The organism is Flavobacterium akiainvivens (assembly GCF_001278115.1).
Lineage (GTDB): Bacteria > Bacteroidota > Bacteroidia > Flavobacteriales > Flavobacteriaceae > Flavobacterium > Flavobacterium akiainvivens.
In genome coordinates this window covers 2,747,562-2,772,226 of the sequence record NZ_LIYD01000005.1, presented here as the reverse complement: position 1 = coordinate 2,772,226, position 24,665 = coordinate 2,747,562, and the positions used below count along the sequence as shown (strand labels likewise).

The 24,665-nt window shown below is 46.7% G+C and carries 15 protein-coding genes; 14 read left to right on the top strand and 1 reads right to left on the bottom strand.

The window, feature by feature from the left end:
* Window positions 1-12: 12 nt before the first annotated feature.
* The 9 genes from AM279_RS12525 to AM279_RS12485 all read left to right on the top strand — a co-directional run bounded on the left by AM279_RS12525 (window position 13) and on the right by AM279_RS12485 (window position 17,484).
* A complete protein-coding gene (locus tag AM279_RS12525; protein ID WP_054408376.1) occupies window positions 13-1,578 on the top strand; it encodes a RagB/SusD family nutrient uptake outer membrane protein in 1,566 nt (521 codons plus the stop codon).
* Between the two features lie 20 nt (window positions 1,579-1,598).
* Entirely contained in the window at window positions 1,599-2,450 is an 852-nt protein-coding gene (locus AM279_RS12520) for a hypothetical protein (protein WP_054410324.1), read from the top strand.
* Window positions 2,451-2,516: 66 nt separating this feature from the next.
* Window positions 2,517-5,000 carry a beta-galactosidase GalB gene (gene galB / locus AM279_RS12515; RefSeq protein WP_054408375.1) on the top strand — a complete coding sequence of 828 codons (2,484 nt, stop codon included), beginning with the start codon at window positions 2,517-2,519 and terminating at the stop codon, window positions 4,998-5,000.
* A 32-nt stretch (window positions 5,001-5,032) separates the two neighbouring features.
* Window positions 5,033-7,426, top strand: a complete 2,394-nt coding sequence (locus tag AM279_RS12510) for a glycoside hydrolase family 31 protein (protein ID WP_054408374.1) — start codon at window positions 5,033-5,035, stop codon at window positions 7,424-7,426.
* A 95-nt stretch (window positions 7,427-7,521) separates the two neighbouring features.
* Window positions 7,522-9,513, top strand: a complete 1,992-nt coding sequence (locus tag AM279_RS12505; RefSeq protein WP_054408373.1) for a glycoside hydrolase family 97 protein — start codon at window positions 7,522-7,524, stop codon at window positions 9,511-9,513.
* A 3-nt stretch (window positions 9,514-9,516) separates the two neighbouring features.
* Entirely contained in the window at window positions 9,517-11,670 is a 2,154-nt protein-coding gene (locus AM279_RS12500) for a glycoside hydrolase family 3 C-terminal domain-containing protein (protein ID WP_054408372.1), read from the top strand.
* 13 nt (window positions 11,671-11,683) lie between these two features.
* On the top strand, window positions 11,684-13,930 hold the full coding sequence (locus AM279_RS12495; RefSeq protein ID WP_054408371.1) for a glycoside hydrolase family 3 C-terminal domain-containing protein: 2,247 nt from the start codon (window positions 11,684-11,686) through the stop codon (window positions 13,928-13,930).
* A gap of 92 nt (window positions 13,931-14,022) precedes the next feature.
* The gene (locus tag AM279_RS12490; protein WP_054408370.1) at window positions 14,023-15,507 is read left to right on the top strand and encodes an alpha-L-fucosidase; all 1,485 of its coding nucleotides are present in this window, start codon (window positions 14,023-14,025) and stop codon (window positions 15,505-15,507) included.
* 138 nt (window positions 15,508-15,645) lie between these two features.
* A complete protein-coding gene (locus tag AM279_RS12485; RefSeq protein ID WP_054408369.1) occupies window positions 15,646-17,484 on the top strand; it encodes a cytochrome-c peroxidase in 1,839 nt (612 codons plus the stop codon).
* Between the two features lie 7 nt (window positions 17,485-17,491).
* Here the strand turns inward: AM279_RS12485 and AM279_RS12480 are convergent, their stop codons facing one another.
* Window positions 17,492-17,953 (bottom strand): Lrp/AsnC family transcriptional regulator, encoded by a 462-nt coding sequence (locus AM279_RS12480; RefSeq protein ID WP_054408368.1) that lies wholly within the window; start codon window positions 17,951-17,953, stop codon window positions 17,492-17,494.
* Window positions 17,954-18,103: 150 nt separating this feature from the next.
* Between AM279_RS12480 and AM279_RS12475 the strand changes: the two genes are divergently transcribed.
* From AM279_RS12475 to AM279_RS12455, 5 genes are all read left to right on the top strand, one after another.
* On the top strand, window positions 18,104-19,018 hold the full coding sequence (locus AM279_RS12475) for an EamA family transporter (RefSeq protein ID WP_074961702.1): 915 nt from the start codon (window positions 18,104-18,106) through the stop codon (window positions 19,016-19,018).
* Between the two features lie 477 nt (window positions 19,019-19,495).
* On the top strand, window positions 19,496-22,048 hold the full coding sequence (locus tag AM279_RS12470; RefSeq protein WP_054408366.1) for an alkaline phosphatase PhoX: 2,553 nt from the start codon (window positions 19,496-19,498) through the stop codon (window positions 22,046-22,048).
* Between the two features lie 355 nt (window positions 22,049-22,403).
* Window positions 22,404-23,315, top strand: a complete 912-nt coding sequence (locus AM279_RS12465) for a leucine-rich repeat domain-containing protein (RefSeq protein WP_054408365.1) — start codon at window positions 22,404-22,406, stop codon at window positions 23,313-23,315.
* Window positions 23,316-23,375: 60 nt separating this feature from the next.
* Window positions 23,376-23,984: a hypothetical protein gene (locus AM279_RS12460; RefSeq protein WP_054408364.1), complete on the top strand. Its 609-nt coding sequence runs from the start codon at window positions 23,376-23,378 to the stop codon at window positions 23,982-23,984.
* Between the two features lie 88 nt (window positions 23,985-24,072).
* The gene (locus AM279_RS12455) at window positions 24,073-24,558 is read left to right on the top strand and encodes a hypothetical protein (RefSeq protein WP_054408363.1); all 486 of its coding nucleotides are present in this window, start codon (window positions 24,073-24,075) and stop codon (window positions 24,556-24,558) included.
* The last annotated feature ends 107 nt before the right edge of the window (window positions 24,559-24,665 follow it).

Sequence of the window (24,665 nt, the reverse complement as noted above, 5' to 3'; positions counted from 1 at the left end):
AGTGCGAGAAAAATGAAAAATCTATCAAAAGCAATACTACTATCATCAATACTGGCACTAAGCTCTTGCTCAGAAGACTTTATTGGTAATTCACCTTATACCGATGTGGTAGAGGAGAACTTTTATAAAACCCCGCAGGATGCTTTTAAAGGCCTTGTAGCGGTTTATGATATATTACAGCGCGAAGGCTACGGCACATGGCTAATGAATACCGAAATGGCGTCTGATGACTGCTATGGCGGTTTTGGTTCGGCTGATAGTAACGTAGACGTAGAGCGCGACCGTTTTCAGTTTGTAACCGATAAGGAAATGAATGCCCTTATATGGCAAAACAACTACATAGGTATTTACCGCGCTAACGTGCTGCTTGAAAACCTTGATAACGTAGAGTGGGGCGACCAGGAAGAGCTGCGCGCACAGTATGAAGCTGAAGCACGTTTTTTAAGGGCATACTACCACTTTCAGCTGGCAAGGGTGTTTGGAGAAATAGTGCCGCTGGACCACACTATTACATCAGACGAGTTTGAGCTGCCACGTGCTGCTGCCGAAGTTACCTATGCACTTATTGCAGAAGACCTTAAGTTTGCAGCTGATAACCTGGGCGACCAAAACTATTCAACCCCGGGTAACCCTGATTATGGCCGTATAACAAAATGGGCTGCCGAGGCTTACATTGCCAAAGCGTTTATTTTCTATACAGACTATTACAATGCTTCAGACCTTGCCGGTGTAATAAGCAAGCCGGAGGCTGTAGAATATATTAATGATGCAGTAAACAACAGCGGTCACAACCTTGTTGACGATTTTGCAAGCCTTTGGCTGGCTTCAGCAGCATCTGAAGAGGCAGATTATGCAGGCGAAGGCAATACCGAAATTGTATTTGCAATACGCTTTAACAGCTCGGGCAATGCAAACTGGGACCTGCATGAAGGTAATCGCTTTGCTGTAAATATGTCTACCCGCGGCGGAGACCTGGGTATTTATGGCCAGGGCTGGGGTGGCGGACCTGTAACACCATCTCTTTATAATGCTTATGGTGCAGGCGATAGCCGCCGTGCAGCTACTATTATAGATTATGCTGCCGAAGGTCTTGACTTTGATGCCGAAACACGCGGCCAGCGCCAGTTTACCGGCTACGGCTGGAAAAAAGGCACCCGTGTGGTAGACGGTACTTTTACAGGCGATTTCCAGATAGACAACTATGAAGATATTCCGCTTATCCGTTTTGCCGATGTGCTGCTTCTTGCTGCAGAGCTTAACGTAGACAGTAACGCTGCCTTTGCGCAAACCTGTCTTGACAGGGTGCGTGCACGCGCTTATGGCGATGATACGCATAACGTTCCTGCTACTATAGCCAACATACTTACAGAGCGCAGGCTTGAGCTTGCCCTTGAAGGCGACAGGTGGTTTGACCTTATCAGGCAGGGCATGAGCGTTACCGCAGCAGCCATACAGGCTACAGATATGGGTGGCGAGTTTGTACAAAGCTTCAGGCCTGAAACGCTGGGCTGGTTCCCACTGCCGCAGTCTCAGGTAACCCTTTCTAACGGTGCTATACAACAAAATCCCGGATGGTAATTAATAAAATGAAAATGATTATGAAACAACTTACAAAAATGCTCGCTGCCGTTATGGCTATCGGAATGTTGTTTTCGTGCGAGCCGGTAGAAGACAGGCAAGACCTGCCTGCAATAAACCTTAGGGCAGCTGATATTAATATATCGGTTATACAAAACCCTGCTAACCCTAATGAGGTTACCATGACTAACCTTACTGATGATATTATACCTTACTGGAGCTATACTAATGCCGCAGGCGATGCCCTGGGCCACAGCAACCAGCATACCAACACGGTTACGTTTCCGTTTGCGGGTACTTATACCATACAGTTTACGGCTTACACACGTGGTGGCGCTGTAGATGCAGCTCCTGTAACGGTTACCATTAGCGAAAACAACGAAGAGTATTTTGCAGACCCTGCATGGGCAATGCTTACCAATGGTGTAGAAGGTAAAAAATGGAAGCTAAACATGGCATCTCCTGTGGGGTGGACAGGCCTTGATTTTCCTGCTGCCAGCGGAGACAACTGGAGCTGGCTGCCTGATTATGCCGGAAACGAATGGGTTATGACAAATAAAGATTGGGGCAGCATGACCTTTGATCTTGATGGTAACTATAATGTAAGTGTTACACAAACAGCGCTTACTACTAACGATCAAACTACAAAAACAGGCACTTTTAGCTATGATATAGCTAACAGCAGGATTGTTTTTAACGGTGGCCCTGAAGTACTTTTTGGAGGCGATTATTATCCTGATGTAAGCAACTGGGTATCAGTAAAAGTGGCAGAACTTACAGATGATTCAATGAGGCTGGGCGTTGTTCGCGACCAGAGCCGCACAGGCGAAGGCGTTTGCCTTATCATGTTCCATTATGTAGCTGTAGAATAAATTTGTTTTAATTCCGGTAAGTCCTTCTATGCAGGGGGGCTTACCGGTTTTTTTATTTCCAACCAAATGACACAATACACCAAGCCCTTTTTTGCACTTACTGCCCTGGCGCTACTACTGCTAACGGGGGCATGCGGCAGCAAAAACAACAACGCCATTGCTAACAGAAAGGTAAGCTTTAACAGCAACTGGCAGTTTCATTTAAACGACAGCATAAAAGATAACGATACCATAGGCACCGCTACACAGTGGCGCACCCTTAACCTTCCGCACGACTGGAGCATAGAAGGCAGCTTTGACGAGCACAGCCCTGCGGGAACCGGAGGCGGCGCACTAAACGGCGGCCTTGGCTGGTATAAAAAATCATTTACCGTTGAAGCTAAAGATTCTGCTAAGGTTACTACCATATTGTTTGACGGCGCTTACTGTAACAGCAGCGTGTGGGTAAATGGTCATTTTTTAGGCATGAGGCCAAACGGTTATATTAGTTTCCGTTACAACCTTACACCATACCTTAACTATGGTGATAAAAAAAATGAGATTATAGTAAAGGTAGACAACTCAAAACAGCCCAATTCGCGCTGGTATTCGGGTTCGGGCATCTACCGCAACGTGTGGCTTGAAACTACCGATAAGCTGCACATAGCGGCTAACGGAACGTTTGTTACCACGCCGCAGGTATCGGCCGAAAAGGCAACCATAAACCTGCAAATCATCATCAAAAACGAATATGCCGAAGAAAAAACGGCAAAAGTTATTACCACTATTTACAAAGACGACAGCGAGGTAACATCGGTTGAAACCGAAGTAAAAATACCCGCGAACAGCGATAAAACCATAACGCAGGATGCCGCTGTAAATAACCCGGTGCTTTGGAATGTAGAAACACCGGAGCTATACCGCGCCGTTACTGCTGTAAAGCTTGATGGCGACATGGCAGACAGCTATGAAACGCCGTTTGGTATCCGCGAGTTTAAGTTTGACCTTGATAAGGGCTTCATCCTTAACGGCAAACAGGTAAAGATAAAGGGCGTATGCCTGCACCACGACCTGGGTGCGCTGGGTTCTGCATTCAACACGCGTGCTATGGAGCGCCAGCTCGAAATTATGAGGGAAATGGGCGTAAACGGCATCCGTACCAGCCATAACCCCCCTGCACCGGAATTATTAGACCTGTGCGACAAAATGGGCTTTATTGTTATGGACGAAGCCTATGATATGTGGGCGCAGGGCAAAAACCCTTACGACTACAGCAAAAACTGGGATAAATGGCATAAAACAGACCTTGAAGACCTTATTATCCGAGACAGGAACCACCCAAGCGTGTTTATGTGGAGCATAGGCAACGAAATACCGGAACAATGGAGCGATAAAGGTGCCGAAATAGGCCGTGAGCTTTCGGCAATTGTAAAAGCGCTTGATAAAACCCGTCCGGTTACTGCCGCTATGAACCCGCCGGTTGCCGTTAACGCTACCGAGGCAAGTATACAATTTGTAAACACGGCCGATAAGCCCAATTCGCTTGCGGCATCGGGCGCGCTTGATATTATTGGCTATAATTATGCCCACCAGGTTTGGGCGAAGCATAAGATAAACTTCCCTAAAGTGGCGTTTATTGCTACCGAAACCACATCGGCACTGCAAACGCGTGGTTATTATGATGAAAAGTCGGATGTAGAAAAACTATGGCCGGTGCGCTGGGATATTCCGTTTTATGACGGTAATCCGGGCAACACGGTTTCGGCGTATGACCAAACCCATGCACCATGGGGCTCAACACACGAAGATACCTGGAGGATTATCAAAAAACATGATTACCTGGCCGGTATGTACATCTGGACCGGTTTTGACTACATAGGCGAACCCACGCCATACCTGTGGCCGTCTATTAGTTCTTACTTTGGTGTGGTAGACCTTGCGGGCTTCCCTAAAGATGTGTACTATATGTACCAAAGCGAGTGGACGGATAAAGATGTGCTGCACATTTTCCCGCACTGGAACTGGAAAGCAGGCCAGGAGGTAGACGTTTGGGCATATTACAACCATGCCGATGAGGTAGAGCTGTACCTTAACGGTAAGTCACTTGGCAAAAAGAGTAAGCAGGGCGATGAATTGCACATTATGTGGAGCGTTAAATATGAGCCGGGTACGCTTAAGGCCGTTTCGCGCAAGGGCGGAAAGGTTGTACTTGAAAAAGAAATTAAAACTGTGGGCGCACCGGCACAGCTTAAAGCTACAGCCGACCGCACCGAAATAAAAGCCGACGGTACTGACCTGAGTTTTATTACCGTAGACATTCAGGATGCTAACGGCATTTTTGCTGCAACGGCTAATAATGAAATTACGTTTAGTGTAAAAGGCAATGCTAAAATTGTAGGCGTGTGCAGCGGAGATCCCGTGAGCCACGAGCCTTATAAAGGCAACAAGCACACCGCCCTTAATGGTAAGTGCCTTGTAATTATCCAGAGTACAGATAAAGCCGGAAAGGTAGAGGTTACCGCAAGTGCAAACGGGCTTAAGGCCAGTACCGTTAACCTAACCACAAAATAAACAAGACCCAAACCAACCAACAACCAAACCCAATGAAAACAAGATGTTTAACGCTTTTCTCTGCAGCTCTGGCGCTTTTTATAAGCACACAGGCCACTGCACAGCTACAAAACGGCGGTACCCTCAACGAGCCGGTAGATGTGAGCAGGGATTTTGAAAACTACCTTAATACGTTTTATTTTGCCGATGAGCTAACCGGTTTTGACCCCGCCACGGGGCAGGGGCAGGTTAAATACAAGCGCTATGCCTATAAAACCAGGCAGGCGTTTAACAATATGCTCATGAAGCCCGACAGTATTGTGCCAAACGAGTTTCCGGCTACAGAGTATGAGGCGGCGCCGGTACTGCCGTTTACGCTTCAGTTTGTTTCAGATAGGACGGTACGTATAAAAATGGCTTCAGGCCCGCAGTTCCACAAACAGGAGGAGTCGCTCATGCTGGTTAACGGCACAGCGCCTAACCATCCTGAAGGCTGGAAATACAGTAAAACCGCTACGGGCCACCAATATACAAGCAGGTATGGCCGTGTAGAAATTATAGCCAAACCATGGCACGTAAAAATTTATGATGAGGCAGGTAAATTGCTCACATCAACCCTGCATAACTCTGACGTGCAGAATACCTACACCCCAATACTGCCTTTTAGCTATGTGCGCCGCAACAGCGATTATTCGCGCAGTATGGCGCCCGTATTCAGCCTTGAGCCCGATGAGAAGATATTTGGCTGTGGCGAATCGTTTACCAATTTCAACAAGCGCGGCCAGAAGGTAGTGCTGTGGACAGATGATGCTAACGGCGTGCAAAACGAAACCATGTACAAGCCCATTCCGTTTTACATGAGCAGCCGCGGCTATGGTGTTTTTATGCACACCTCAAGTCCTATCACAGTTGATTTCGGTAAGTATGATACCTCTGCCAATAAAATGATGATAGGTGATGATGAGGCTGATTTATTCTTTTTTATTGGCGAACCGAAAGACATCCTTAATGAGTACACAAACCTTACCGGAAAGGCCTCTATGCCGCCGCTGTGGTCGTTTGGGCTTTGGATGAGCCGTATTACCTATTTTTCTGAAAAAGAAGGCCGCGAGGTGGCTAAAAACCTCCGTAAGTATAAAATTCCAAGCGATGTTATCCATTTTGATACGGGCTGGTTTGATGTAGACTGGCGCAACAACTATCAGTTTGCCTCAAAGCGTTTTGACGACCCCGTTAAAATGATGGCCGATATGAAGAAAGACGGCTTTAATGTATGCCTGTGGCAGCTGCCGTACTTTACGCCCAAGAACACGCTTTTTAACGAAATTGTAGATAACAACCTTGCCGTAAAAGACCGCAAGGGCAACCTGCCGTATGAAGATGCGGTGCTGGATTTTACCAATCCTGAAACCGTTAAGTGGTACCAGGGCAAGCTAAAGCACCTGTTTGACCAGGGTGTGGCGGTGTTTAAGGTAGACTTTGGCGAAGCAGCCCCGGCAGATGGTATTTACAGCAACGGACGCACCGGTTTTTATGAGCACAACCTGTACCCGCTGCGTTACAACAAGGCTGTGGCCGAGGTTACGCAACGCGAAAAAGGCTATAGCCTTATATGGGCACGCAGCACCTGGGCGGGCAGCCAGCGTTATCCACTGCATTGGGGTGGCGATGCAGCTACCACCAATGCTGCTATGAGCGCCACGCTTCGTGGTGGTTTGTCATTGGGGCTTTCGGGCTTTAGTTTCTGGAGCCATGATTTGGGTGGTTTTGTAACCAAGTCGCCCGAAAACCTGTATAAAAGGTGGACACCGTTTGGTATGCTTACAAGCCACGTGCGCAGCCACGGCGAACCGCCAAAAGAGCCCTGGCTGTATAGCGAAGACTTTTTAAAAACATACCGCAATGCCGATAATATGCGCTATGAGCTGATGCCATACATTTATGCACAGGCTAAAGACTGCTCTGAGCGTGGCCTGCCCATGATGCGCGCATTGTTTGTAGAATTTCCTGATGACCCGGGTTCGTGGCTGGTAGACAACCAGTATATGTTTGGGGCAGATATTCTTGTAGCGCCATTGTTTGAAGAAGTTACCGAGCGTGATGTGTACCTTCCGCCGGGGCAATGGATAGACTACCAGACTAAAAAAGTATACAACGGAGGCTGGCATAAAATAAAGCAGGGTAACCTGCCTATTGTAGTGCTGGTTAAAAACGGTGCGGTTATACCTCATATAGCCTTGGCACAAAGCACACAGGATATGGACTGGGGCAAGCTTACGCTAAAGGTATATGCTGCTGAAGGCACGGCAACAGCTACCGGAAAGGTATTCCTGCCGGGCGGCGATGCAGTGCAAACCATAACCACGGCTAAAAAAGGCAGCAGCTTTGAGGTAGGCACAACACCGCTTAGCGCTAAAACAACATTTAAAACAGAATGGATAAAATAAGTTAATTATTTGGGTTAGTTAATTTTAGTACCGGGGAGCCGTTTAGACTTCCGGCTCCCCGTTTTTTGCTATCCCAATGGTTAATTCCGTATATTATGAAAAAAACCTTACTATACTCAGTAATGCTGCTTGCGTCCGCAACCGGATTTTCGCAGGACAAAACCGAGAAAATCAATTCACCGGGCAAGAAGAATACCATAACCTTTACCCTTAAAGATGGTGTGCCTACTTATGCTGTAAGCCACGGCAAACAGGAAATCATTACCCCATCGACAATGGGTTTTGTGCTTAAAGGCGAAGACCTTAGCAAGAACTTTGAAGTGACCGATGTGCATGTACTGAAGGTTAACGGCAAATGGACACAGCCCTGGGGTGAAAAGAAGGAAATCAATAACGAGTACAACCAGCTGTGGGTAGAGCTGCAAACCAAAGATGCCCGCAAGCGCAAGCTGCACATACAGTTCCGTGCGTTTGATGACGGTGTGGCATTCCGCTACATATTCCCGGAGCAGGGTATTAAAGACAGCATTTTTGTAATGGATGAGGTTACGGCTTTCAACCTTAAGGAAGACGGCAAGGCGTGGTCAATCCCGGCGTATCAGCCAGACCGTTATGAATACCTGTATGAGCCTTCTGCGGTAAGCGCACTGGGCAAGGTACACACCCCAATGACCATTGAAAACAAAAATAATGTAATCAGCTTCCACGAGGCTAACCTTACTGACTGGCCCAGTATGGTGCTTGAGCATACTACAGGCGCTAACCTTAAGAGCGACCTTGTGCCTTGGGCAGATGGTATAAAAGCGCGCTACAAGGGCACGTTTACCTCTTCGTGGAGGACTATTCAAATTGGCGAAAAGCCGGGCGACCTGATAGAGTCATACATGATACTGAACCTTAACGAGCCATCAAAACTAACTGATATAAGCTATGTAGAACCCCTTAAATACCTGGGTATATGGTGGGGTATGCACATAAGCAAGTTCAGTTTTTGGGAAGGGCCTAAGCAGGGCGCTACTACCGAACACGCAAGGGAATATATTGATTTTACAGCTAAAGAAGGTTTCCATTACCTGCTTATAGAGGGTTGGAACAAGGGCTGGACGCAGGACTGGTTTAAAAACAAGATGCACATGTTCAGCTTTACCAAAAACGCTGACAATTTTGATCTTGAAGAGGTAGTAAAATACGGCCGCAGCAAAGGTGTTGAAATCATTGGCTACCACGAAACAGGCTCTAACATAATCAACTACCTTAAAGAAATAGACGAAGGCTTTGCGCTATACAAGCGCCTGGGCATACACAATATAAAGATAGGCCAGGTGGGCTCTAAACTTAATATGAAAGAGTGGCATCACGGGCAGTTTGGCGTACGCTATTACCGCTACGTGCTTGAAAAAGCCGCCCAGTATGGCCTTGCTGTAAACTTTCACGAGCCTATAAAAGATACCGGCGAACGCCGCACCTACCCTAACATGATGGCACGCGAGGGTGCCCGCGGGCAGGAGTACAACGCATGGAGTGCAGGCAATCCGCCAAGCCATGAGGCTATACTGCCGTTTACCAGGATGCTGGCCGGCCCTATGGATTTTACCCCCGGGGTTATTGATGTACTGGAAACCAAAGGCTTTAACAACAGGCGCGTGCATACTACGGCTGCCAAGCAGCTGGCGCTGTATGTGGTGCTGTATTCGCCCATACAAATGCTGGCCGACCTGCCTGAAAACTACGAAGGCCAGCCAGAATTACAGTTCCTTAAAGATGTACCTACAGATTGGGAAGATACCAAAGTGCTTAACGGCGAAATAGGCGAGTACATAACCACCGTGCGTAAAGACCGCCACAGTGCAGACTGGTACCTGGGCAGCCTTACCAATGAGAAAGCCCGTACGCTTGAGGTAGCATTGTCATTCCTTGAAAAAGGGGCTAAGTATGAGGCACAGATATATGCCGATGCACCGGGAACAGATATGACCCACAACCCGGCCGATGTAGCTGTGAGCACTAAAACAGTAACCTCTAAAGATAAACTAACGCTTAACCTGCCTATATCGGGCGGCTATGCCATACGCTTTAAGAAACTGTAACACATGAAGCTTTACAGGACTTATATATTTTTATTACTAACCGCCACAATGTGGGGGCAGCAGGCCTATAAATACCCTTTTCAAAATCCTAAACTGGATGCAGAAAAGCGCATTGACAACCTGCTTTCGCTCATGACGCTGGATGAAAAAATCCAGGCGCTGAGTACCAATCCTTCAGTACCGCGCTTAGGCGTTGTGGGCACCGGCCATGTAGAGGGGCTACACGGGCTGGCGTTGGGCGGCCCTGCCGGATGGGGTGGCAAGGGCAAAGAGCCTGTACCCACCACAACCTTTCCGCAGGCGTATGGCCTGGGCGAAACGTGGGATGTGGAGCTGCTGCAAAAAGTAGCTAACGTTGAGGCGGTTGAAACCCGATATGCCTGGCAGCACTACAACCGTGGGGGCCTGGTGGTGCGTGCCCCAAATGCCGACCTTGCCCGTGACCCGCGCTGGGGACGTACCGAGGAAAGCTATGGCGAAGATGCCTTTTTTAACGGTACTATGACGGTGGCGTTTGTAAAAGGGCTTCAGGGTAATAACCCAAATTACTGGCAAACTGCCGCACTCATGAAGCACTTCCTGGCCAATAGTAACGAAGACGGCCGCACCTACACATCATCTGATTTTGATGAACGCCTGTGGAGGGAATATTATTCAGTGCCGTTCAGGATGGGGGTCATCGAGGGCGGTTCACGCGCATATATGGCGGCTTACAACAAAGTAAACGGCATCCCGGCTATGGTACACCCCATGCTTAAGGATATTACGGTTAAAGAGTGGGGCCAAAACGGTATTATATGTACTGATGGCGGGGCTTTCGGCTTGCTGCTGTCTGACCATAAATATTACCCCGATGCTTATAAAGGCGCTGCCGCTGCGGTTAAGGCGGGTATCAACCAGTTTCTGGATGATTATAAAGACGGCGTGTATGGCGCTGTGGCAAACGGCTATCTTAAAGAAAAAGAAATAGATGAGGTGCTACGTGGCGACTACCGTGTTATGATAAAACTTGGGCTGCTTGATGCCGCTGATAACAACCCGTATGCATCTATAGGTAAAACGGATAATATTGACCCCTGGTCTACCGAAGCCCATAAAAAGCTGGCTTTAGAGGCTACTCAGAAGTCAATTGTACTGTTAAAGAACGACAGGCAGCTGCTTCCCATAGATAAAAAGAAAATTAAGCGCATTGCTGTTATTGGCCCGCGTGCCGATGAGGTGTTGCTGGACTGGTACAGCGGTACACCACCCTACACGGTTACGGCTCTTGCCGGAATTAAGGCTAAAGTGGGTACTGATGTTGAGGTTACGTTTGCCCTGAATAATATAGACGGTAAGGCGGCCAAACTGGCTAAGGAAGCCGATATTGCCATTGTTGTAGCCGGTAACCACCCGTGGTGCAACGCAGGCTGGGCGCAATGCCCCGTGCCAAGCAACGGCAAGGAAGCGGTAGACAGGCAGTCGCTGGAACTTGAATATGAAGACCTTGTAAAAGTAGTGCACCAGGCCAATCCTAATACAGTATTGGTGCTTATGAGCAGCTTTCCATACACCATTAACTGGAGCCAGGAACACCTGCCGGCCATTGTGCACATGACGCACAACAGCCAGGAAACGGGCAGTGCTCTTGCCGATGTGCTTTTTGGTGACTACAACCCCGCCGGCAGGCTCACACAAACATGGGTTAAGGATATTACCGATTTGCCTGATTTTATGGATTATAACATCCGCCACGGCAGGACGTATATGTATTTTAAAGGGAAACCGCTGTATGCCTTTGGCTATGGCCTTAGTTATACTACCTTTGACTATAAGAAGCTGGAAGTGAGTGCCACTACGCTTTCTAAAAATGGTGTGGTTACGGTAAATGTTACCCTTGCCAATACCGGTAGCCGCGATGGCGAAGAGGTGGTGCAGCTGTATGTATCGCACCCTGACTCTAAAATAGAGCGCCCAATTAAGGAACTGAAAGCTTTTAGCCGTGTGGCGCTTAAGGCAGGCGAAACCAAAACAGTAGCCCTAACGCTGCGTGCGCAGGATGTGGAGTACTGGAACGAAACCAAACACCGTTTTGAACTGGAACCCGGAAGCCTTGAAATACAGGTAGGTGGGGCTTCAGATAATATTGCATTAAAAACAACTATAACCCAAAAATAATTCAAACCCAATTATGAAGAACAAAATACTACTTCTTTCGGCGGCGTTGATGCTTGTTGTGGCATCGTGCAAAGACGAGAAAAACAGTACAGATGTTGCCCAGAATGGCGAACCTGCTACCTACAAGGGCGCTGGCCTTAGCGATGAATATGATGCTAAGATTGACGAGATTGTAAGCAAAATGACCCTTGAGGAAAAAATAGGTATGCTGCACGGCTACAGTATGTTTACCAACCAGGGTGTAGAGCGCCTTGGTATCCCCGAAACCTACATGGCCGACGGCCCACTGGGCGTACGCGAAGAGCTTGAGCGCATGAGCTGGGCGCCTGCTAACCGTACTGATGATTTTGCTACATTTTACCCTGCCGGTGGTGGCCTTTCAGCTACCTGGAACCAGGAAATGGCGGCTACCTTTGGCCGTTCAATAGGCGAGGAAACCCGTGCACGTGGCAAGGATATCCTTCTGGCACCGGCGTTTAACATTATCCGTACACCGCTGGGCGGCCGTACTTATGAGTACATGACCGAAGACCCGTTCCTTAACAAAAGCCTTGTAGTACCTTACATTGTTAGCTTCCAAAAACAGGATGCAGCGGTGTGTATCAAGCACTATGCGGCTAACAACCAGGAAACTAACCGCGGTACGGTAGACGTACAGATGGACGAGCGTACCCTGCGCGAAATTTACCTGCCTGCTTTTGAGGCAGCTATTGTAGATGCCAAAGCCTACAGCGTTATGGGCGCTTACAACAAATTCCGTGGTGATTACCTTTGCGAAAACCCTTATATGCTGCAAACCATTCTTAGGGATGAGTGGGGTTTTAAAGGTATTGTAATATCAGACTGGAATGCGGTGCACACCACCAAAAAAGCCCTTGAGGCCGGTACCGACCTTGAAATGGGTACCGATAAGCCTTCGTTTAGCGAGTTCTATTTTGCTAACCCGCTTCTTAAGGCCGTTAAAGCCGGTGAAGTAAGCGAAGCTGAAGTAGACAAGCACGTTAAAAGGATCCTGAAACTGCTGTTTAACGTTAAGGCAATGGGCGATGATACTGCCAGCCGTGTTAAAGGTAGCATTTCAACTGAGGCCCACTTTAAAGATGTGTATGATATTGCTGCTGAGTCTGTTGTGCTTCTTAAAAACAGCGAGAATATGCTTCCGCTTAAAACAGACGGGCTTAAGAGTGTGGCTATCATAGGCCCTAACGCTACCCAAAAGCATGCCCAGGGTGGTTTTGGTGCCGGCGTTAAAACCAAGCATGAGGTTACCCCGCTTGAGGCCTTTAAAGCCAAGCTTCCTAAAGGTGTAACCATCAATTATGCACAGGGTTACAAAACTGAATTTAAGCCTAAAAAGGAAATGAAATTTGGCGAAGTTACCCAGGAAGCCAAAGAAACCGTAACCGACCTTGACCCTAAAATGGTGGCTGAGGCCGTGGCTGCTGCCAAAAAATCAGATGTGGCAATACTGCTTGTGGGCGCTAACCGCGACTATGAAACAGAAGCCAGTGACCGTACAGACCTAAGCTTGCCGTTTGGCCAGGAAGGTCTTATAAAGGCTGTAAAAGCAGCTAATCCTAAAACTATTGTAATATTTGTGGCCGGTGCGCCTTATGATATCAACAACGTGGTAAGCGCAAACTCAAGTGTGGTATGGAGCTGGTACAACGGTAGTGAAGGTGGTAACGCCCTGGCTGACGTTGTGTTAGGTAAAGTTAACCCGTCGGGCAAACTGCCGTGGACAATGCCTAAAAAGCTGTCTGATTCTCCTGCACATGCTACTAACAGCTTCCCTGGTGGTGCTGTAGAAGAGTATAAAGAAGGCATACTTGTAGGCTACCGTTGGTTTGATACCAAGAATATTGAGCCGCTGTATCCGTTTGGTTATGGCCTGTCTTACACCACGTTTGAGTTTGCCAATGCCAAGACTGATAAGAAAGACTATGCTGCCAATGAGACCATTACCGTTACTGTAGATGTGAAAAATACCGGTAAGGCAGATGGTAAAGAGGTAGTACAGCTGTATTCGTCAATTGGTAAAAGTAAAGTGCAGCGTGCCAATAAAGAGCTTAAAGGCTTCAGTAAAGTGGCTGTTAAGGCTGGTGGTTCACAGCAGGTTACTATAAAAGTACCGGTCAAAGAACTGGCTTACTATGATGTAACGTCTAAAAAATGGGTTGTAGAACCGGGTACTTATACCTTTAAACTGGGTAGCTCTTCAAGGGATATCAAAGGCGAGGTAAGCGTAACGGTTAAATAATCAATACATTATAATTAGGAGGCGCAAAGTCCCGCAAAGATTTCTTTGTGTGCCTTTGCGCCTTCTTTGTGTTACTTAGTGAAATAAATATCATGAAAAGAATCATATTATTATCATCAATATTGGCGCTAACAGCCTGTTCTTCAAAGAAAGGCGTTCCGGTTGCAAGGCATTATGAACCCACCTGGGAGTCGCTCGCGCAGTATGACCAAAGTGCCGAATGGTTTAAAGATGCTAAGTTTGGTATATATGCCCACTGGGGTGTGCTGTCGGTTCCGGCGTATGCAAACGACTGGTATCCAAGGAATATGCACGTGTTGGGTACTGATGAAAACAAGCACCAGGTAGAAACCTACGGCCCGCTTAACAAATTTGGCTATCATGATTTTGTGCCCATGTTTAAGGCTGAGCAGTTTAACGCCAACGAATGGGCGGATCTTATGGTACAGGCGGGCGCTAAATTTGGCGGGGTAGTGGCAGAGCACCACGACGGCTGGAGCAACTGGGCCAGCAAGATAAACCCCTGGAACAGTATGGATAAGGGCCCGCACCGCGACATTGTAGGTGAGCTTGCCACGGCCATTCACGGCAGGGGGCTAAAGTTGGTTACCAGCTTCCATAAAGACCGTAACCTGCAGATTAACAACGATAACCCGGAGAAATGGCTGGATGATGAGTCGTATTTCCCGTACAACCCCGATATGTTTACCTCAAGTACCGACCCTGAAATAAGGATGATGTATGGTAATATGCCCAAGGAACAGTTTTATAAAAACTGGCTGGGTGAGCTTAAGGAGCTGATAGACAACTACTCGCCCGACCTGATTTACTTTGACAGCAAGATGACCAAGATTCCGGAAAGCTACAAGCAGCAGTTTCTGGCGCACTACTTTAACCACTCGGTAGCGCAGAAAAAGCAGGTAATTGTTACCCATAAGGAGGGCGAACTGCCTAAAACTGTGAGTCTTGAAGATTTTGAGAAAGGCCGTATGGACCGCATTACCCCGGAGTTTTGGCTTACTGATGAAACCGTATCGGTGGGCAGCTGGAGCTATACTAATACCCTGGGCCTCAAGACTGCCGATGAAATTATTGACCTCCTGGCCGATATTGTGAGCAAAAACGGTACCATGATGCTTAACATATCGCCAAAGGCAGACGGCTCAATACCTCAAAACCAGAAAGATATATTGGTTGAAATAGGTAATTGGCTTAAAACCAACGGTGAAGCCATTTATGCCAGCCGTACCTGGGCTACTTATGGCGAGGGCCCGACCAAAATAAAGGGCGGTATGTTTGTAGATAAGGTTAGCTATACGGCTCAGGATGTGCGCTATACGCGAAAAGGCAACACCGTTTACGCCATTGTTTTAGGTTGGCCGGGCGAAAACAAACCGGTTGTTTTTGAGGCTTTTAGCGGTAAAATATTCGACGCTGTACCTAAAGTTAAGAGCGTAACGGTCTTAGCTACAGGCGAAAAGCGCGACTTTAAGCAGGATGACGAAGGCCTGCACGTTACTACCCCGGCGCAAAAGGTTGATGACAAGGCTTTTGTGTTTAAAATAGAGGTGGAATAGTACATTGCTATCCATAAAATAATTTGTAGGGCGCTGTTTTACAGTGCCCTACGTGTTTTAACCGTTTCTTAATCCGTTGGTAATTTTAGGCATAAGGCTAAAAGGTAAGTTTGCCCCTTAATCAATTTTTAAAGGGTTATGGTTACCAAATATGCCGGTAAGGCAGCTATTGTAGTTTCTTGTGTGTTGATATTCATTGGGTTATATTCTTTTTCGCCTGATAAAAACTATACCGCCATCAGTATCATACAGCAGTATGCCCTTGACTTTAAGAATGCTACCGAAACCCTTGACCAGACTGCCGTAGCCTTTGAAAAAGGCACCATTACAGTCGACTCCCTACAGCATGTAATGGGTGATACAAGGCTGAAATACAAGAAGATAGAGTTTTATCTGGCGTATCATTACCCCGAATATATTAAGGAAAGCATCAACGGGGCACCCCTTATGCAAATTGAAAAAGAGGGTACCCAGCCAAAGGTTATCCCCCCTGTAGGCCTCCAGGTTTTAGATGAAACCGTGTTTTCTGACAACCCTGCCGAGCAGAAAAACGAGATATCAGCCCTTGCCAAAAGGCTGAGAAATAACTATTTAGTGTTGTATACAGGCTTGAGTGCCAATGCTATAGCTACCAGCGGTAACATCTCGGCTATGAGGCTGCAGCTGGTGCGCATCTTTAGTTTGGGGGTTACCGGGTTTGATACCCCGGGGTCGTTAAACGGGCTTGAAGAGGCAAAAGCATCGCTGGAAGGCATGCGCACTTTTTTTGCTTCAGAGTACACTTCAAGTGCTCATTTTAACACTAATATTTCACTTTTGGACTTTGGAATCGATTATCTGGGCACAAAAAATAGCTTTGATGATTTTGACCGCCTTGAGTTCTTCAAAAAATGCATTGACCCCCTTTATAAAAATCTGGGCCTGGTAGAAAATGTGCCCGATGAAAATTTGGCAGGCACTTCATCATGGAACCCAAAAAGCCAGTCCATTTTTGGAACCGATTTTTTAGACCCGTATTTTTATTCGCAGCTAAAACCGGGTGAGGATAGTGCCGAACTCCGCAACTTAGGCAAGTCGTTGTTTTATGACCCTCTTTTGAGCACCGGCAGCACCATGAGCTGTGCCACCTGCCACGACCCTAAAAAGGGCTTTGCCGATGGCCTGCCCAAATCGGCCAGCAGTGTGCAGGGCAAAACCGTGCTGCGCAATGCACCCACGCTGCTTAATGCCGTGTATGCCGACCGCTATTTTTATGACCTGCGTGCCTTTACGCTCGAGCAGCAGGCGGAGCACGTTATTTTTAACCCCGAAGAATTTAATACTGCCTACAGTTCCATACTTAAAAAGCTGGAGGACAGCCCGCAATACAAGCAGCAGTTTAAAAAGGTATTCGGCAAAAAAGGCCTTACCCGAGAAAACTTCAGCAAGGCGCTGGCCAGCTATGTGCTTTCATTACAATCGTTTAACAGCCCGTTTGATAAGTACATACGCGGTGAGAGTACTGATTTGCCTAAAGAGGTAAAGGACGGCTTTAACCTGTTTGCCGGTAAGGCGGCCTGTGCCACCTGCCACTTTATGCCCACCTTTGCCGGGCTGGTGCCACCATTTTACAACGAAAACGAAAGCGAGATACTGGGCGTACTGGCCAACCCGCGCGACCCTAAATCACGCCTCGATGAAGATAAAGGCCGTATGAATAACGATGTGCGTGCCGAATGGGCCTGGATTTACGAGCGTTCGGTTAAGACTACCACCGTGCGCAATGCCGGCCTCACAGCGCCTTACTTCCATAATGGGGCATACACCACCCTTGAGGAGGTTATAGACTTTTACAATCAGGGCGGCGGCCAGGGCATGGGCCACACCGTAACTAACCAAACCCTGCCACCCGATGCGCTAAACCTTACCGATTACGAAAAGAAAGCCCTGATAGCCTTTATCAACGCGCTGACCGATACGGCTTCGGCGGGATATTAGTTTGCGGTTAAAAGGATAGTACGGTAGACTGCTTTATGTAGCTCATTACAAACGTGCTCTGCACCTTGCTTATGTTTGGAACAACAGACAGTTTTTTGGCAATAAACTCGTTAAAGGCTTCCGGGTCTTTAACCACAACCTTTAGCACATAGTCAAAAATACCGGCCGTTACATAGCCCTCTACCACTTCGCTAAGCGATGCCACGTGCTTGGTAAACTCCTCTACATAGTCATACCGCTGGCTAATGAGCGAAACGTTTACAATAACCGTAAAGTTTAGCCCCACCTTTTTAGGGTCAATAAGCGCCGCATAGTGCGTAATGTACCCCTCGTTTTCAAGCTTCTTGATCTTGTCGTAAACCGATGTGCGCGATATATTAAGGCGCTCGGTAAGTTCGCTAATATCAAACCGTGAGTTCTTTTGCAGTATACGCAGCAGCTCCAGTTCCTGTTCGGTTATATTTTCCATCGGATTTTTTCCGCTAAGGTATTTAAAAAACAAAACCAAATTGTACTTGTTTCGTAAATGTGGTGTTTCTGAAGGATTTTTTACATACTTTCTTTTGGTGTTTTGTACATAAAAATGTTGATGATAATTTTGGGTGTACAAAATACTGTTATGAAACTCAAGTATATCATATTGGTGGCATTAGGTGCGGTAAGCTATGGCATGCTGTCTTCGTTTGCTAAAATAGCCTATGGGCAGGGTTACAGTGCTGCGCAGGTAACCTTTGCACAGGCGGGCCTGGGTGCGCTTATCCTGTGGCTTGTGGTATTTTTTAAAAAAATAACAGGCAAACCCGTAAAGCTACAGGGGGGTAAGTACCTGCTGCTGGCCGGTACGTCAACGGGGCTGTCGGCATACTGCTACTACCTCTCGGTACAATACATACCGGCATCGCTGGCCATTGTGCTGCTCATGCAGGTAACGTGGATAAGCCTGCTCTTAGAGTGGCTCATCAGCAAAAAAAAACCCGTTTTAACGGAGGTTGTAGCCACGCTTTTTATACTGGCGGGCACTGTTGTGGCATCGGGGCTGTTGCAGGCTGAGAGTGCCCGTATATCGGTTTTTGGGGTGGTATTGGGGCTGGTGTCGGGGGTAATTTACAGCCTGTACATCATCTTCACGGCACGGTTGGGTAAAGATACCCCGGTGTATGAAAAAAGCGCCCTTATGATGAGCGGTTCGGCTGCCATGATTTTCGCCATTAACTGTAATACCCTTGCAAGCCCTGCCGCTTTTGATATGGGCCTGTTGCAGTGGGGCGCCTTCCTGGCTGTGTTTGGCACCGTTATACCTCCTGTATTATTCTCTATAGGTATGCCCAAAATAGGGGGTGGGCTAAGCGCTATACTTATTACCTTAGAGTTGCCTGTGGCTATTTTTTGTGCACACATTATATTAAACGAACAAATAACACTGCTGCAAATGGGCGGCATTGCCATAATGCTTGCGGCCATTGTACTGCTTAATGTAGCCAAGATGAGAAAGCCTGTTACTACTGAAAATGACATGGCACACACAGGGCATTGAGCTTTCCCGACCCTGAAGGGGTTGTTTTGCTTTTGGCTAAGCAGCTAAGTGGCTAAGTAGCTAAGCAGCTTTTCTCTTTACCCCAACGTTACGAACAAAAATCATTACAGTTGTTTCGCGCTATTATTTCGGCAATAGCCAGATTATGCATGGCTCAAAAGCCAAAATCGTACTGTTTTTGGCAGGCATTTTTGCAGGGGCTTTATAATAAGGTAGTTCCGGTTCTGGCTTCATAAACAAGCAATAATTACCCGCCAATTATCAAATAGCTGATATTTTCTAAACGTTACGGTAACGCTAAATCTGTTTTTTATTTTGTAGGATTATAACATAATTTAACGGTGTTTTAACTACACTAAATTTAAAATATGTGCGGTTTTGCTTACCGTTCTTTAAAAATTGTTTAAAACGGGCTTAAGGCGTTAAGGCAGGTATTCCGTTTAGTTTTGCCTGCATAAAACAAAAACTACTAAACGCATGAAAAAAAGCCTACTCTCTGTAGCGCTACTGTTCTCCCTATGGAGTTTCGCAGTAGTAGCCACGGGTTCATTCCCCGTTTTCAGCACAAGCCCTAAGGCTAAAAAGGCAGCAAAAAAAGAAGTTTCACTACCTTCTGCACCTGCAACACACACAACTGCACCTGCTAAAGCCGCAAACACAGCTTTAACATTAGACCCTGCTTCTTACCCCCTGGGAAAAGACAGCCAGTGGCAGTACCTTGACAACGGTACAGACCAGGGCGCTACACCATGGAACCTTGCCACTACCGATAACAGCACATGGGCAAGCGGCAACGCACCCCTTGGCTACGGCGACCAGGTAAACACAGTAGTATCTTTCGGTCCAAACAGCGGTAACAAATACATCACTACGTATTTTTTCCGCGACATTAACATCGACCTTGCAAACGTTGCCGATATGGTAGAGTTTGGTATTAAGCGCGATGACGGTGTGGTAGTATATGTAAACGGTGTAGAAGTATTCCGCGATAACATGCCTACAGGTGCTATTACGTACCTTACACACTCATCTACCATTGTAGACGGTGCCGATGAAAACCGCTACTGGGTGCACGAAGTGCCTAAAACCGTGTTTACTGAAGGCGTAAACCGTATTGCTGTAGAAGTGCACAACCGCGATGGACAGAGCTCTGACCTTAAGTTTGATATGTATGTTAAAGATGCACCGGTAGACAACATAGCATGTGATGACAACCACATAGGCTGCTTTACCAGCATTAACCCTACAGAGCAAACCCCGGTAATGCTTATACCAACCGAGCACCGTTTCCAGCAAATGTTTAAGGAAGGCGATGCATATACCGATACTTCGGTTCTTGCAACCGTGCCGGGTAACCACGATTATACGGCTTATGTGCCGGAAGAAGGCAGCTCTAAAGTAGGCCGCCTTTCGGTTAACCACGAAAACAACCCGGGTGGCGTTAGTATTGTAAACGTACACTTTAACGAAGATACCTACCTGTGGGAAGAAGACGCATCGGTTGCTGTAGATATGTATACCCCGTCTCTTGTTACTACAATCAGGAACTGTTCTGGAGGTACTACACCATGGAACACGGTTATAACTGCCGAAGAAAACACCAGCGGTGGCGATACTAACGGCGATGGCTATAACGATGTGGGCTGGCTTGTGGAAATTGACCCGGTTACTGCCGAGGTTATGGACTATAACAACGACGGCGCTAAAGACAAGCTATTTAAAATGGGCCGTATGAACCACGAAAACGTAATCATCAATGCCGAAGGTACTGTTGCTTACTATGGCGAAGACGGTGGCACACACTGCCTGTACAAATTTGTACCTACAACGGCTAATGATTTTACTGCCGGTAACCTATATGTACTTAAGCTTGACCTTGGCCTTCAAAATGATGAGCCTATGTCGTCTACCGCTACATGGGTACAGGTGCCTAACGCTACCCCGGCTGATTGTAACAACGTAACTTCGGTTGCTGCATCGCTTGGCGGTACTAACTTTAACGGTGTTGAAGATGCCGAAATAAGCCCGCTTGATGGCATGGTATATTTTACATCTAAAGGCAAAAACCGCATCTACAGGTTTAAAGATACTACTGCTGCCGGTACTACGGTTACTGAGTTTGAAACTTTCATAGGTGGTATGTCTTACCCTATTGAAACCGCTAACGGTATTGTAATGGAGCCTTGGGGCGATGGTAACGACAACATTACGTTTGACGATAAAGGTAACCTTTGGTTACTGCAGGATGGTGGTAAAATGTACATCTGGGTTGTAAGGCCAGACCACAGGCAAAGTATGCCGCACGTATTGCTGCACTCTTCTATGCCGGCCGGTTCAGAGCCTACAGGCCTTACTTTTACGCCAGACTTTAAATATGGTTTCTTCTCTGTTCAGCACCCAGACGGTTCTAATACACCACAAACAGATGCTACCGGTGCGCAGGTTAACTTTAATGCTTCTGCCGTAGTGGTATTCTCTGTAGCTTCAGAGCTTGGCCAGCAGGCCCCAACAGCCGATTTCGTTGCCAACCAGGTAACCGTTAACGAAGGTGCTACAGTAACCTTTACAGACATGAGTACCTTTAACCCAACTGCATGGGCCTGGACGTTTGAAGGCGGTACCCCTGCTACTTCAACCGAAGAAAACCCTGTAGTTACTTATGCTACTGCCGGTACGTATAACGTAACCCTTACTACCACTAACGCAGTAGGCAGCAGCGAAGCTGAAACCAAGGCTGACTACATAACTGTTGAAGAGCTTGTAGGCCTTAACAACCCTGAGCTTGCACAGCTGGTAAAAGTATATCCTAACCCTACTACAGGCATTGTAAACGTAGAGCTTAACGGCCAGTTTGCAGGCGAAGCCGCTGCTGTAGAAGTGTTTGATATCACAGGCCGCAAAGTAGCCGAAAACGCTGCTAACGGTGGCAACATTAGCGTAGACCTTTCTGCCCTTAACGGCCAGGTATTTATCCTTACCGTTACCACAGCAGATAAGAGCGCTTCTTACAAAATCATGAAGGTTAAGTAATGTAATATCTATTCTGAGGAAGGCCGGTAGCTTGTTTACCGGCTTTTCTTTTTTTGCAACCGGTACGTTTTTAGGTAGTAATATTAAAGTTGTCTTACCAGAATAAGTTTTAACACAAAGACACAAAGGGCACAAAGAAGAAACATGAGTAAAAAGTATCTAATTAAGATAAAAAGCGATTTTAGTGTCCTAAACTTAGTGGTCTTTGTGTCTTGGTGTTTAAAAAACATTCATAAGAACACGAATTATGGTTTTTGAAAGCGTTTGTCATTCCGAACGAAGCTTTAGCGGAGTTGAGGAATCTCAAATTTCAATATGGAGGAATCTCTGAAATATCCTCTTAATTATCAAAAAAATGAAAAACATACTCCCCATTATACTACTCGCCACGGCAACCGCCACCGCGCAGTATGCAAACCCCATAAAAGCCCCGGTATACACCAGCGTAGAGCAGGCATTGCCACACAAGGCCACTGCCACCCAACTCAACTACCGCGATAAGGGCATTTTTCACCTGCCGCAGGAGGTAACGCAGCTACAAAAACTAACCTACCTTAACCTTATGGGCAACCATTTTGAAGAGGTAGAACCACAGGTGTTTGCCCTGAAAAACCTGGAGGTGCTCAACCTTAAGCTCAACGCGCTTAAGTACATCCCAAAAGACCTGGAAAAGCTTAAAAGCCTTACCACACTCGATGTTAGCGATAATGCCATACAGGCGCTTCCGCAGGGCATAGGCAGCCTGCAAAACCTGAGCATGCTTATACTAAGCTACAATGCCATTACCTTTTTGCCCAATGAGCTAAGCAAGTGCAAAAACATAGAAATACTGGAAGCCGACAGCAACCAGCTAAGCTACCTGCCCGATGATTTTGCAAAGCTTAAAAAGCTAAGGCAGCTAAGCCTGGCCCGCAACCAGTTTAACGAGCTCGATGAAAGCTGGGCAGCCCTAAACGCGCTCGAAGACCTTAACCTGGAGCACAACCAGCTAAAGGCCATACCTGTTGCGTTTACAAAGCTTACCGGCCTGCGCACGCTGCTGTTAAACGATAACAGGCTTACAAAACTGCCCGAAGGCCTTGATAACCTGGGCAGCCTGCAATTGCTGTCATTGGCCAACAACAACATTAAAGCCCTGCCCAAGAATCTTGAGGGGCTAAAGGAGCTTAAAACGCTTATTATTACCGGAAACCCCATACCCGCCGCTGAAGTAGCCCGTATTAAAAAAGCACTGCCGGGCTGCGCCGTATATGCCGATAAAAAGTAGGGTAAACAGGCTTGTATTCAGGATAATATGTGTTTATTTGTTTTGCCAATCAAGACAAGTATGCATTTTTCTGAATTAGAAAACCAACTCAGACCTTTAATACATGCCAATAAGCTTGATTCTGCAATTGCAATTGCAGAATCTGAACTAATGGCGATTCCAGAAACCGGGTTCCATAAAATCATGGGGCGCAACCTGCTACATCTGGTTCCGGAATTAAAAGGATATATAGGGGCATTTTATACGGCAACCGCCACAAAAGGTTTCCTGGGCCGCCTTTTTAATAAAACAGTAAATCCAGCAGCTTATTACTGCGAGATGAATGGCTTTAGCATAAATTATGACCGCTGGTTTATAGATTTGTTTTCATACAAGGAGAATGGTGGTATGGAAGATATGGATTGGCTCTCTGACTTTATTGATTCGACTAAAACCTCAATGGTTATTACAGGTTTTGAAGAATTACAAGAGTCTTTTCGCGATTATCATGAAAATAATACTGGCGAGAATCCTGATGTTGAAAAAGCCTGCGAAGTATGTGAATTACTGGTTATCTTAAGGCTACACGAATTGTTTCGGGAAGCTTATAAAAAGAGTGACAGTAATTGGGCAACAATTCCTATGTATGTCACGGCGCACGACTATGAACTGATTTACAAGGTTAATTAGCCTTAATATCTGTTAAAGTTTTTTGTAAGATATTTGGCGTTCAGGTAAATATGCGTTTATTTGCCTTAACACCTTATTTCTCAAAACCATGAAGCTGCTGCCCCTGTGCCTCCTGTTGTTTTTTGCTGAAGATTTTGAACTGACCCGTGTGCGCCAAAACTACATAGATGCTGCGCTAACCCAAAAAAGCGCGCTCGAATTTCACAAAGCATTTGAGGCTGTTGCCGAAACCCACCCCGATGCTACCATCCTGGCCTACAAAGCCGCCAGCCAGGTGCTTATGGCCAAGTATGAAGGCGGTGTTATAACTAAAATGCGTTACTTTAACCGCGGCAAAAAACTCCTTGAAAAGGTTATAGAAAAAGCGCCCAATAACTATGAGGCGCGCCTCATCCGCCTTAATATACAGGACAACGTACCCTGGATAACCGGCTACACCGGCGATATTAAAATTGATAAGGCCTTCCTTATAAAAAACTACACCGCCCAGGATGCCGCCCTTAAGGCGTTTACCAAAAAATACATACAGCAAAGCGAAGCATTTTCTGACAAGGAAAAGGCATTGTTTAAATAAGTGGCTAAGCCTCTTAGCTACTTAGCCACTAAGCTTTTGAAATGAGGTTAATATGCTTTTGAAATTGTTTACCCAAATACTGCTATAGTTGGGGAGGTTAGTTTACA